Source organism: Borrelia sp. MN22-0132 (assembly GCF_049201035.1).
Classification (GTDB): Bacteria; Spirochaetota; Spirochaetia; order Borreliales; family Borreliaceae; genus Borrelia; species Borrelia puertoricensis.
Genome location: NZ_CP138334.1, coordinates 286228 through 299886 on the forward strand (window position 1 = coordinate 286228; position 13659 = coordinate 299886).

Annotated in this window: 8 protein-coding genes, 4 tRNA genes and 2 pseudogenes; 3 read left to right on the forward strand and 11 right to left on the reverse strand. The window is 30.6% G+C overall.

All coding sequences use genetic code 11. The annotated features are described in order from the left end of the window. Window positions 1-26: 26 nt before the first annotated feature. From R5397_RS01310 to R5397_RS01340, 7 genes and pseudogenes are all read right to left on the reverse strand, one after another. Window positions 27-98: transfer RNA gene (locus tag R5397_RS01310), tRNA-Gly, on the reverse strand. Between the two features lie 6 nt (window positions 99-104). After that, window positions 105-185 (reverse strand) — tRNA-Leu (locus R5397_RS01315). 57 nt (window positions 186-242) lie between these two features. Further along, a tRNA-Arg gene (locus R5397_RS01320) sits at window positions 243-316 on the reverse strand. Window positions 317-334: 18 nt separating this feature from the next. Further along, window positions 335-408 (reverse strand) — tRNA-His (locus tag R5397_RS01325). 103 nt (window positions 409-511) lie between these two features. Continuing rightward, window positions 512-1933 carry a beta-Ala-His dipeptidase gene (gene pepD, locus R5397_RS01330; protein ID WP_421622627.1) on the reverse strand — a complete coding sequence of 474 codons (1422 nt, stop codon included), beginning with the start codon at window positions 1931-1933 and terminating at the stop codon, window positions 512-514. Window positions 1934-2151: 218 nt separating this feature from the next. Then, window positions 2152-2643 carry a chemotaxis protein CheD gene (locus R5397_RS01335; RefSeq protein WP_247065741.1) on the reverse strand — a complete coding sequence of 164 codons (492 nt, stop codon included), beginning with the start codon at window positions 2641-2643 and terminating at the stop codon, window positions 2152-2154. A gap of 252 nt (window positions 2644-2895) precedes the next feature. After that, a pseudogene (locus R5397_RS01340) lies at window positions 2896-3835 on the reverse strand (D-alanyl-D-alanine carboxypeptidase family protein); the annotation flags it as partial. An 84-nt stretch (window positions 3836-3919) separates the two neighbouring features. Between R5397_RS01340 and R5397_RS01345 the strand changes: the two are divergent. Further along, window positions 3920-5421, forward strand: a pseudogene (locus tag R5397_RS01345) (lactate permease LctP family transporter). A gap of 200 nt (window positions 5422-5621) precedes the next feature. Next, entirely contained in the window at window positions 5622-7418 is a 1797-nt protein-coding gene (locus R5397_RS01350) for an integrin-binding adhesin P66 family protein (protein WP_421622628.1), read from the forward strand. 104 nt (window positions 7419-7522) lie between these two features. On the opposite strand, the gene R5397_RS01355 is transcribed toward R5397_RS01350, so the two are convergent. Genes R5397_RS01355 through R5397_RS01370 form a run of 4 tightly spaced genes read right to left on the reverse strand, consistent with a single transcriptional unit; the run spans window position 7523 to window position 12541 of the window. After that, window positions 7523-8272 carry a J domain-containing protein gene (locus R5397_RS01355; protein ID WP_421622629.1) on the reverse strand — a complete coding sequence of 250 codons (750 nt, stop codon included), beginning with the start codon at window positions 8270-8272 and terminating at the stop codon, window positions 7523-7525. Window positions 8273-8298: 26 nt separating this feature from the next. Next, window positions 8299-9552 carry a serine hydroxymethyltransferase gene (gene glyA, locus R5397_RS01360; protein ID WP_247065736.1) on the reverse strand — a complete coding sequence of 418 codons (1254 nt, stop codon included), beginning with the start codon at window positions 9550-9552 and terminating at the stop codon, window positions 8299-8301. Continuing rightward, window positions 9542-11092, reverse strand: a complete 1551-nt coding sequence (locus R5397_RS01365; RefSeq protein WP_421622630.1) for a DNA-binding protein — start codon at window positions 11090-11092, stop codon at window positions 9542-9544. Before R5397_RS01365 ends, glyA begins: the two co-directional genes overlap by 11 nt. 3 nt (window positions 11093-11095) lie before the next feature. Next, window positions 11096-12541 carry a cysteine--tRNA ligase gene (locus tag R5397_RS01370; protein WP_421622631.1) on the reverse strand — a complete coding sequence of 482 codons (1446 nt, stop codon included), beginning with the start codon at window positions 12539-12541 and terminating at the stop codon, window positions 11096-11098. Window positions 12542-12741: 200 nt separating this feature from the next. On the opposite strand from R5397_RS01370, the gene murB reads away from it, so the two are divergent. Then, the gene (murB, locus tag R5397_RS01375; protein WP_421622632.1) at window positions 12742-13659 is read left to right on the forward strand and encodes a UDP-N-acetylmuramate dehydrogenase; all 918 of its coding nucleotides are present in this window, start codon (window positions 12742-12744) and stop codon (window positions 13657-13659) included.

Sequence of the window (13659 nt, forward strand, 5' to 3'; positions counted from 1 at the left end):
ATCAATACTAATAATTGCTAAATTCAAGCGAAAGACGGGATTTGAACCCGCGACTTCCACCTTGGCAAGGTGGCACTCTACCCCTGAGTTACTTTCGCATTTCTTGCAGAAGGTGGGACTCGAACCCACATGCCTAGGGCACTAGATCCTAAGTCTAGCGTGTCTGCCAATTCCACCACTTCTGCATACCTTAGGTAGTATACACAACTTAAAAAGCTTTTTCAAGTATAAAACTAACGTTTTACACCCAGCAGGATTCGAACCTGCAACCTTTGGATTCGAAGTCCATTACTCTATCCAATTGAGCTATGGGTGCAGTTTAATCAAAATCGAAGGTGGCTGACGGGACTTGAACCCGCGCTACCCGGAACCACAATCCGGTGCTCTAACCAACTGAGCTACAACCACCACTTATACTCAATTACATGTAAACTTATTTTATAAACATTCAAATAGTAAGTCAACTAATGAAATATATACTCAAAATCACAAAAGATAAAAATATAAAATTTTATAAAGTCTCTAAACTTTTCTTCAAAAAATTATAAACTCTAATAGTTGAAGCAATATCAACCTGTTCTCTTGGTGTATGGGGAGCATTGATCCAAGGTCCAATTGTAACTGAATCTATTCCTCCAAATTTTGCAGATATTATTCCAGTCTCAAGACCAGCATGAATCACCACGGTTCTAGCTTCTTCCAAGTACATATTTTTATACACATTCTTAAGATGGTTTAAAAGTTTACTATTCTCAGCCGGCTTCCAAGAAGAATAATCATAAACTATTTTAAAATTAGCACCTGAGAGACTACTAATAGCCTTTAAATGATTAAAAATATATTCCTTCTCAATATCTAACAAAGACCTTATTGTAAATACAAACTGATACTCATTACAAACCTTTAAAAGACTAGCAAAATTTAGAGACGTTCTAATAAGTTTTTCACCATAATTTTCAACTTTTTGAACTCCGTGCAAAAATGCCATACCCATATTTAAAAGCTTATCTTGATCCATATCATCTAAAACATCACCAGAAAAATTTACTCTTCTTAAAATAATTTCAAAATCAGAATCAAAAGTATACATCTCTTGCATATGACGTTTAAACGATTTTAATTCTCTCTCTAATAAAATATAATGCTCAGCTTCAATTAATATTAATGCCTTTGACTCTCTAGGAATTGCATTACTCTTATCCCCACCGGATATATACCCAATTTCAAATTCCATATTTGCCTTAAGTGTACTCAGAGCAAAAAACATCAATTTCAAAGAATTTGCTAAATCAATATGAATATCAGCACCAGAATGGCCTCCCTTAAGACCTGTAAACAAAATTTCAACACCTGTTTCTTTTCTATTTTGTCTATATTGTGGCTCAAAGTTAATATGAACAAGTCGAGAACCAGCACAACCAACTAAAAAATAACCCTCTTCTTCTCCATCAAGGTTAATTAACATCTTACCACTACATAAATTAGGATCAAGTCCAATCGCACCTATCAACCCTATTTCTTCATCAACAGTAAAGAGAAGTTCCAAAGCAGGATGTTTAAAAGTCAAAGACTCACTCATAATGGCAAGCATCATTGCAACCCCAATCCCATCATCAGCACCAAGAGTAGTGCCTGATGCAACAAAATACCCATTATCTTCAATGATATTAATAGGATCTTTTTCAAAATCATGAACAACAGATTCATTTTTTTCACAAACCATATCTGTATGGGCTTGCAAAATAATAGGCAACATATTGCTACAGCCATTAGACTTAATCTCAACTACAATATTACCAATACTATCTTCCTTAAAAGGATATCCAAATTTTCTAGCTTCTTCTTTAATAAAATTACTAATGCCCTTTAAATTTTGTGAACATCTAGGAATTTGAGATATTTCCCTAAAATAACGAATTACAACATTTTCCATCTTGTTCCCCTAATAAAACCAAATTTACAATTAATAATTAAATATATTGATTATATGCTACCCATAACATATCTCAAAAAATTAATATCTAACAAACTAAGAATTAATATAAAACATACGTTCTCTTAAAATTTTAACTCTATATAGGAAAACCCACTTAACAGATAGTCTCATACTGAAAATCATGAAATCATTTGCTAAATTAATTTAAGGAAAGATTAAAAAATCTTAAAACCATCTGGATATTCCACAACAACCTTAAAATTTTCAGGAAAAACAAAAATCTTTCTGGATTTAGACTGATTAAAATCTTGTGCTACAACTGGAATACCATATTTAATCAACGAATTAACGGCAAACTCTGAATTCTCAACACCAACTCTTATTGTTCCTTTGGCCATAAAATTAGCACCTCCAAAAAGTTTAGCCTTAAGATTACTTTTTGATGCCCCACTTTCTATCATAGCATCAATTAACATAGGAATAGCATAAACTCCATATCTACCTTTCTGTAAAACATTCACCACTGAATCAGCTCTCACTAACACATAATGATTTACTCCTATAATCCTACGCACCCCATCATAAAGCACAACAGACACACAAGAACCAAGTATCGTAGAAATAACTCTATTATTTGACACAAAAGCTTCACCCGGCACTATTATTGTAACATCTCTTTTCAACTTAAAATTAAAATGATTCAACATAAAACAATTACTCTCTTAAAAAACTTTTATAAAACACCCATAAATACTATCAAAATTTCTAATTCTTAAACGTAACTAAACAAACAAACTTAGCACCTCTAACTTAAAAATATCCAAAAATCAATATTCTCACTACTTCATCATTTTTAAGTGGAACAACCAACTCTTCTATACCAAAACTAACTTACCAAAGTGTGTCTCTTTCAAAAGACATATTCAAAAACTCTTTAAAAAAAATACCGAACATACCTCATTATAGATCTTTTCTTTTAATTTTGCCAATAAAAGAAAATTGAGCATAGTTACCAAATCCATACTCAAATAATTTTTGTGCAATTAAGGCACGCTTCCTCTCTCCAACATTGTTAACTCCCTTATTAACTCCCAAGACAACCGCTATTAATCTTATATCATCTTTTTTAGCTGTAGCAACTAAATTTAAACCAGATGTTTTAATATAACCAGTCTTTAATCCATCAGCATAAGGATAATTAAATATTAAAATATTTTTATTCTTTTGTTTTAAATTTAACAGCTTTAAAGAAGAAGTATTACCTAAATTTTCAGACCTTGGATAAATAAACTCTTTAAGGGAATGTATATGAAGTATAAATTCAAATTCTTCCATATAGGTTCTTGCAAACAATGCCATTTCCAACGCCGTAATCTTATTATCACTGCTATAACCCGATGTATCAACAAAACTCATATTTATAAGTCCCAAGTTTAAAACATTAATATTCATTAAATCAATAAAATCACTTAAATTTTTCCCAACTATAAATTCAGCAATTGCAATAGCGGCATCATTACCTGAAGAAATTATAAGACCTTTAAGCAATTCCTCAAAATTCACTTTGTGACCTTCTTCTAAAAACATCAAAGAAGAATCTAAAGGCAGATTATAATACGATGCAGCACTGCTAATAGGAACAGTGGTCTTTAAATCTATATTTTTTTTCCTTGCCTCAACTAAAGCGGTATAAATAGTAACGAGTTTAGTAAGCGATGCTGGTGGAAAAACCAAATTTGGATTTTTGGAATAAAGAGCACATTTGGTATCATAATCAAGCAAAACAACTGACTTAGCATCTTCCGTTACTTTTTTGATCTCAAGTAAATCAATTGAAAAAAGTTTACTAAATACACCTGATAAAATTAAAATGTTTAGAATAACAGGAATAATTTTCATAAAGTAATATTATATTATATATTATTGCATAAGAATTTGTTATAAAATTAAATGGTAAATCTAAAAAGGAGCACACATCCTATTATGAATTTTTATGACTTCATTAAAGCCTTAGTACCAATAACAATTATAATCATTGGACTTGGGATAATAAAAAAACCAGCATATTATGTGATACCAATATGCTTAATAGTTACTATTGCAATAACCTTACTTGACAAAAATTTAGGAATAATCAATACAAGTCTTGCAATATTTGAGGGAACAATAATGGGAATATGGCCAATAGTTATTGTAATTATAGCTGCTATTTTCACATATAAAATGGCTGAAAGTCAAAATGATATGAAAATCATAAAAGCCATGTTATCAAACGTATCCTCTGATAAAAGAATAATAGTCTTGCTTGTAGTATGGGGATTTGGTAACTTCTTAGAAGGAGTTGCGGGATACGGAACTGCAGTCGCCATTCCCGTATCAATACTAATGGCAATGGGTTTTGAACCATTCTTTGCCTGCCTTATATGTTTAATCATGGATACATCCTCAACTGCCTATGGTTCAGTAGGAATCCCTATAATATCTCTCTCCCAAGCAACAGGATTAGATGTTAATATATTATCATATGATGTCTCTTTACAACTCATCCTGCCAACTCTTATTATACCATTTGTATTAGTTATGATTGTAGGAGGCGGAATTAAAGGTCTTAAGGGCGGAATGTTTATCCTAACACTCCTCTCAGGAGCATCAATAGCAATATCTCTATTTATGTTTCAAAAACCTTAGGCCCAGAACTTCCCGCAATACTTGGAAGCATACCTGCAATGGCAATAACAATAATTTATGCAAAGCTTTTTGAAAACAAAAATACAACTAACAACAATATAAAAGTATCAGCAATGGAAGGATTACTTGCATGTCTACCCTATATTTTAATAGTTTCACTCATAATAACTGTCTCACCACTTTTCTATGGAATAAATAAATATCTATCAAACTTTAAAACTACTCTTTCAATTTATCCAGGAGCAAATCCACTACAATTTAAATGGCTAACCTCACCAGGACCACTAATTATTCTTGCAACAGTAATATCTTACTCAATCAGAAGTGTTCCTATAATTGAACAACTAAAAACATTCATACTTACAATAAAAAAAATGGCATTATCTTCTTTTGTAATTATCTGCATAGTATCAATATCAAGATTAATGACACATAGCGGCATGATAAAAGATCTTGCAGATGGCATATCAACATTAACAGGCACATTATACCCATTATTTAGCCCATTAATTGGAGCTCTGGGAACTTTCCTTACAGGAAGTGATACCGTTTCAAATGTTTTATTTGGGCCATTGCAAACGCAAATCGCAGCAAATATTGATGTTAATCCTTACTGGCTTTCAGCCGCAAACACAACAGGAGCAACAGGGGGAAAAATGATCTCACCTCAAAATATTACAATAGCAACAACAACAGCAGGACTTATTGGACAAGAAGGAAAATTACTATCAAAAACCATAGCATACGCTCTTGGCTATATTTTTATATCGGGAATTTTAGTTTACTTCTTATTATAAATATAAATAAATTATAAATTCAAATATTTAATAAATAAGACTAACAAAGTTATTATGTTAGTCTTATTTAAAAATAACAACTATAAAAAATACTTGAATTTTTATCTAAGAATTAATATCATTAACACCCAAAGACAAAAATACATATTATTTAAAACTTCTAACGAAGCCCTAAATTTCACAACAAAGGAGAGACAAAAGTGAATAAAACAATATTATTATGTATCTTTATGTTTCTATTAACCACTGTTACAGTTTTTGCCGATGACATAGATAAAGATATATCCATGTCAAGTCCATGGAGTCCTAAACTAACATTCGAAAATAGTAGCGAATTTAGATTCGATATAGATGAGTCAATTCCTGGTTTGGAAAATAAAAGCCAGCTAGGAATTAAATTTGTACCATATGAAACACATAACGAAATAGGAAAGCATGATCCTTTCTCAGCTTACATCAAAGTAGAGGACCTCGTGTTAAAAGCTAAGGGCAAAAAGGATGCCATACTTAAACTCGATGTAGGAAGCATTACAACACAAATCAACATATATGACTTTTACCTTAAAATAGAATCAATGACTGATTTTGATTTTAATCAAGAATCATTATTTAGTTTCGCACCAATGACTAGTATTCAAAGCAAATATTACGGTTTTCCAAGCGATGATTGCGCTACAAGAAGAACAATCCTCGCAAGAAGTACAGCAAAAACAATAGGAACACTTCAGTTTGGATACACCTTTCCACAATTAGAACTTGTGCTTGCAATTGGGGCAACAGGAACAGGGAACAGAAACTACAAAAAAAATGCTAACGATTCCGAAGAAGATAAAAAGAAAAAAGACGAAACTCCTTACAACAATACATATCAAGGTATACTTTATGGAACAAAAGTGAAATGGACACCAATGAAAAATGAACTAGAACAATACAGCTCAGATGTCATTGCAAAAATTCCATTTGAATTACACTTTGGACTCTCAGGGGCAATCGGAAACGCAACATTTAATCATTCATCAATAACATACGGACTTAAAGACAAATCTGTTGTAGGCTCAGATCTTGTCAGTCCAACTTTATCAAACGCATCTATAATGGCCTCTATTGGATTTACATACAAGCTTGGTCTTACAAAAATCAATGATAAAAATACCTATCTCTTAATACAAACCGGTTCTGATGTAGGAATAGATCCATTTGCTAGCGATTTTTCTATACTTGGACACATCTCCAAAAAGGCAAATACAGATAAAACAAACCAGTTTAATCCAACAGGAAACAAACTTCAATTTGACAACAAAAGAAGTACCAACTTCGCATTTTCTGTAGGCACAGGTATCGGTTTAGCTTGGAATACAGATGACGGTGAACAAGAATCATGGTCAATTAAAGGTGATAATTCCTATAATACAAGAATATTTGGAAAACAAGACAAAAAATCCGGAATTGGACTTGGAATTACCTATGGAAAGAACCTATATAAGCCTACATCTTCAAACAAAATAATACAGAACATCGCTGCAAAATCATTCCAAACTTTTAATGCCGAAATTTCAACTTACGAAGACAACATAAAAGGAATTATTCCTGGTCTTGGATGGATAGCTTCACTTGGAATTTATGATCTATTAAAAGAACAACCCCAATCAAATGATATAATAACTACTCTCACACCAAATACTAATACTACTACTAATAATACTCAAACAGTTGCATTTACTGAGGCGACTAAGCTTGGAGGTGCATTATACATAAATTACGCAATACCTGTAGAATCCATATCACCAACAACACACATAATACCATATGTAGGCACCTATATTTTAGGCTCACTTAAGGGTTCAGATAAAAGCATATATCTAAAAGCTGGGATAGAATTAGACAATTTAATCAAATTGACCAAAATATCACTTGGATGGGATTCAAACAATCTTTTCGCAACAAAAGACCAAATGGGAAGTGTTTTCTTACAATTTGCAGTAAATTTTAACGAATAAACAAAAAGGATCGTTTAAAGGATAGATTTCTACTCTTTAAACGATTTATCAAATTTATTTCAAATAATAAAATCTTATTAATCAAATACAACTTAATAAATTAACTATTTTAAATTTCGCTCTTTGCAGATCTTTTCATAAGCATCTTGGATCTTAATAAATTTTTCATTCGCCTCTCTTTGTTTAATAGGTTCACTTGCAAATCTATCTGGATGGTATTGTATAACTAATTTTTTATAAGCCTTCTTTATGTCATCACCACTAGCATTATATCTTAAACCCAATACTTCATAAGGATTAATAATCTCTATATTAATATTTTTGTAAGCATCATGACTTTCAAAATCAAGCTCAAGAAACGCACTAACATAACGAATAAATTTATCCCCTTCCAAGTTTCCATATCTAGCTAAACTATTAATCTCTTTCAGAACTGAGACAAGCCACACAAAAAGATCTCTATGCTGAAAGTACCCAAGCTTCAGCGTATATAATATTTTATCTGCATTTCTATTTTGAGTAACAGAAAAATGAAATACATTATAAAGTTCCGTCTTATGTTTTTCGGATAAATTTAAAGAATTTATTATAAAATTAATATAATTTAATTGCTCGCCAGTCATTGACCCCAAAATAGAAATCAATTTGGCTATCAATAAAAAAGATAACTTATAAAACTCAAGTTCCCTTGACTTAGAATAAAAGTAATCTCTTGTTGTGTACGTCCTAAATCCACCTAAAATACTGGTGATTATAAAAAAAACAAAAAATATGAAAAACACACTTAAAATAAAGGGACTAAAAATCAAAATCAATGACAATAACAAAAAGAAAATTTGAAACAAATTTGACACCTAAATAAATAAACTGCAAATCAAAATTAGGGCATATTAAAACTACTAATAAATTCTACGACTTCGCATTTTATTTTTTTATGCTCATCATCAGACTTAGTCTTCAAAGCCCTAATAATAAAACGAGCAACCTCAATAGAATCATCTCTATTTAAACCTCTTGAAGTAATAGCAGCACCACCAATTCGAATACCCGAAGCTACAGAAGGATTTTTTGAATCAAAAGGAATTGTGTTTTTATTAAGAATAATGTTTACGCTCTCAAGCACTTCCTCAGCATCAGCCCCTGTAATACCCAAAATACCAAGGTCAACTAAAAATAAATGATTATCCGTTCCACCACTAACTATTCTAAAACCTTCTGAAACAAAATACTCAGCCATAGCTTTGGTATTCTCTATTACCCTAGAAATATAATCCTTAAACTCACCCATCAAAGCTTCTCCAAAAGCCACTGCTTTACCTGCAATAACATGCATTAAAGGCCCACCTTGGGTTCCTGGAAAAACACAAGAATTAACAGAATTCTCTAGTGTTCTCTCTTTATTATTAAAATTCACTATCATATCAGATTCCTTACCTGCAAGAATTAATCCTCCTCTAGGGCCCCTTAAAGTCTTATGAGTAGTACTTGTAGTTAAATGTGCAACATCAATAGGAGAGTTATGAAAACCTGTAGCAACAAGGCCTGCTGTATGAGCAATATCACACAAAAGATAAGCTGAAACCTCATCCGCTATTTCACGAAATTTTTTAAAATCAATTTCCCTTGAATAAGAAGAAGCACCAGCAATTATTAAATTAGGTCTACATTCTTTAGCTATTCTCCTAACATCATCATAATCAATTATCTCAGAATCCCTTGATACACCATAAGAATATGCATTAAAGAGAATTCCAGAAAAACTGACCTTACTACCATGAGTTAAATGACCCCCATGAGACAACTCCATTCCAAGAATTTTATCCCCAGGCTTAATAAGTGCCATTATAGCAGCCATATTAGCTTGGGAACCACTATGAGGTTGAACATTTGCATAACTTGCACCAAAAAGCTCTTTTGCGCGCGATATAGCTAAATTTTCAATATCATCAACAACACAACATCCACCATAATATCTCTTTGAAGGGTAACCTTCAGCATATTTATTAGTCAAAATACTTCCAACAGCCTGTCTTACCCCTAATGATACAAAATTTTCTGAAGCAATTAATTCAATATTTTCTCTCTCCCTCTTAGATTCCCTTTCAATTAAATCAAATAAAACACTATCTATCATTAATATTTTCCTCCAAAGTAATCTTATAATTCAGAGAATAATTACTATTTGTCAAGTTTTTATATTTCAACAATACTAAACCAAAATAATCATCAAACAACAAATCATCATAATCTTCCTTATATCCATATTGGATATAATTCTCTGACATATTCAAAAAATAATTAGAGATATCTCTAAATAATACCGCATTTACTATATCAAAATAAATAAATCCAATATGCTCTAAAAAAAATTCGCACCAAGCATGTTCTTTAAGACTAGACGACCTAGTATCAAAATATAGTCCAACAGCATTTCTTAAAGGTATATTGTTTCGTAAAAACAACAAATTCGTAAGTAAAATTAAATTACCAGCTGAAATCTCTCTCATTTTAATAGACTCATCCAAAGTTAAATCATTATCTATAATCGTAAAATGCAAAACTAAAGCATCAATAATAGATTTTGCCAATTCATAAGCCGAATCTTTGTTGTTTACATTCAAATTAATTGAACTTAAATCAAGTGAATCATAAGATAAATAACGATCTCTCTTATTTAAAACATATGTTTTAAATTCATATATATTACTATCTGTATTTACCTTAATACTTTTCAAAGCTTTGCTATCAAAAATATCTAAATCCAATTTACAAGTCTCAACTTCAAATTCTAAATGATATGTATTTGATTTTAAGCTTTTAAAAAACAAATTATCTAAATCAAATATAGCCCCATTATTATCTGCAAACTTAATTTTTTGTCTCTCATTTTCAATTGGGCTTAAATAAAAAACATTAAAATTAATGTCATCTGATATTAAACTAAGCTCCTTACCATAATCCTGAACGAAATAAATTTCATGAGATATTTTAAAACCTCTAGTTCTCTTTAAATTCCACCTAAAAAAATTTGTATTAAAATTAAAAGGAATTTTATTGCTTTCAACTCCGTCAACCAGCAAAAAAATCTCACCATCAATATGCAAAGTCTTTGGCGGAATAAATTTTATTTCTTCTTCACTCAATTTCAATATATCTCTAGGAAGGACTTTATAAAGTTCATGTTTTGTTTGAATAAATATTTCAACATCAGCAAAATTTGACACTAAATTTTTACCTCTTAATATAACAGGAACATTTGTCATTAAAACCAAATCATCAGTAACAAAAAGAAAAGGTTTATTTTTTTTCTCAAGTTTAATTGGAACTTGTCTACTAATTACAAGAAAAAGTTCATTACTAATCCCTTTCTCGCTTTTTATAAAAACAAGACCTGAATTGATCTCATCTGTAATTCTAAAAACTACCTTCTCATTACTCCAGCTAACAATACTACTCTTCATTAAATAATGATCATTAATATTAATCTCTCCAATCTTATCACCTAAATTACGTCCTTTAATCACAATTACATTTTCATGAGAAGCAGGCATTGGTGATATTTCACAAATTACAGGCTTTAAATAAAACAAAAATCCAGAAAAAATAAATAAACTTAAAAAGATTAAAAACACTAAGCTTAAAACAAAATATTGACTCTTAAAAAATACTGCCAAAAATTACCCTCTTTTAACCTTAGTCCCCTCTTCAGTATCAATTAATACAAAACCTTTAGAATAAAAATATTCTCTAATCTCATCAGCACGCTTAAAATCTTTTCTTATCTTGGCTAACCGTCTCTCTTCCAGCAAAGAATTCATAGCATCATCAATATCTATCCTATCCTTCTCAATCTCTCTAAACACTCCTTCTTTTAAACCAAGAGATAAAACTTCATCAAATTTGAATGTAAGTCTAAGTTTTGAGAAAGCACTTAAATTATCATCTTTAACAATATCCCATAACAAGGCTAATGCCTGAGGAAGGCTTAAATCAAAAGCTATTTTTTCCAAAAAACTATCATAATATCTTTTCTCTAAAACAGATTCAATATTCTCATAATTCTTACTAAGTAATACCAGATCAAATTGATTTAATGAAGAACAAACAGCTGTCAATTTATTAAGCATATTTTTTCTAGCCATCTTGCAAGCTCTCAAATTACTAAACGTAAACTTAAGTTGAGTTCTATAATGTGCAGTTAAACAAAAATATCTAAAATCTAAAGGCGAAAATCCATCAGTTTCTAAGTCTTTAATAGTTATAAAATTATTATTTGATTTTGACATCTTTTCATCTTCCATAATCAAAAATTCACCATGAACAAAAATGTCACACCACATTCTATTTAAATAACATTCTGCTATCGCTATTTCATTTATGTGATGAACCCCAATATGATCAACTCCTCCCAAATGGATATCAAGAGTACTCCTAAAACAATCTAAATTCATCGCCGCACATTCTAAATGCCAACTTGGATAACCAAAACCCCAAGGTGAATCCCATTTCATCTCCTGATCTTTAAATTTTGAATTCGTAAACCACAAAACAAAATCTGACTTATTCTTTTTTGACGGATCTACCTCAACTCTGGAAACAGAAGAAAACCCAGAACCATTTAGATTAATACCAGCCATCTGGCCATAACTCTTAAAAAGAGAAGTATCAAAATAAACATTGCCATTAACAAAATAAGTAAACCCATTTTGCTCAAGAACTTTAATCACCTCTATCATGCTTGCAATATATTCACTTGCAATAAGCACTTTATCAGGACGCACTATATTCAATTTCTCACAATCACAAAAAAAAGCTTCTGTAAAAAACCTACTAATTTCATAAACCGTAAGGCCTCTCTCTTTTGCAGCCTTAACAACTTTATCTTCTCCCTCATCAAATTCACCTGTTAAATGACCAATATCAGTAATATTCATTGCATAATTAACATTATATTTTAATAACCTTAAGGACTTAATAAGCAGATCTTCAAAAATATATGTTCTAAGATTACCTATATGGGCATAATTATAAACAGTAGGTCCACAAGCATAGACCTTAGTATCATTAAAATTTTTTACTTCAGATAAACTTTTTGTTTTTGTATTATATAATCTAAGAAGCATACACCCCGTGAAAAAATTAACCCCAGAGATTAAAAATGTCAAAATAAATCACAATTAACATAATCTCTACATAACTTATCATACAATATTATTATATTTAAAACAATTTGACAAATCTAATAATAATTAAAACTACATCTCATTTAAAAAGTCTACTTCAAATTTGAAAAAAACAATAATCCAATATAAAATTAGAAAACATGTTAAAAAACATAAATAATTTTCTTGAAAAGATTAATATTAAACCTAAAACAGAAAATCTTGCAAACCATACAACCTATAAAATAGGGGGTATTGCCAAACTATTTTTAACACCTAAAACAATAAAAGATGCAGAACATATATTCAAAGTAGCAATAAAAGAAAAAGTTAAAATATTTATTTTAGGAGGAGGCTCCAATCTGCTAATAAACGACGAATTAGAAATTGATTTTCCTATAATATATACTGGACACCTAAATAAAATTAAACTTCAAAACAATCAAATTACTGCTGAATGCGGAACCAATTTTGACGACCTATGTCATTTTGCAATGCAAAATGAATTAAGCGGATTAGAATTCATATATGGACTTCCTGGAACTCTTGGAGGTGCAATTTGGATGAATGCCAGGTGTTTTGGAAGCGAAATCTCCGAAATATTAGATCGGGTCATTTTTGTAGATGAAAATGGACAAACTATCTGCAAAAAACTTGAAAAAAGTGAATTCTCATATAAAATTTCTCCTTTTCAAAACAAAAATACTGTAATACTAAAAGCAACCCTAAACCTAACAAAAGGCAATAAAAAACATATTGAAGAGATTATGAAACAAAACAAGCAAAAAAGAATAGATAAAGGACATTATCTCTCTCCAAGCAGCGGGAGTACATTTAAAAATAATAAACAATTTTTAAAACCTACTGGGCAAATCATTGAAGAATGCAACTTAAAAGGACTAAACATTGGAGGGGCGGCAGTATCACACTGCCACGGTAACTTTATTATCAATAAGAACAATGCCAGTTCTAAAGAGATTAAAACACTAATTGAGAAAGTAAAAACTGAAGTTCAAATAAAAACAGGATTTTTACTTGAAGAAGAAGTGATTTATATTGGATTTAACGACAAAAATTAA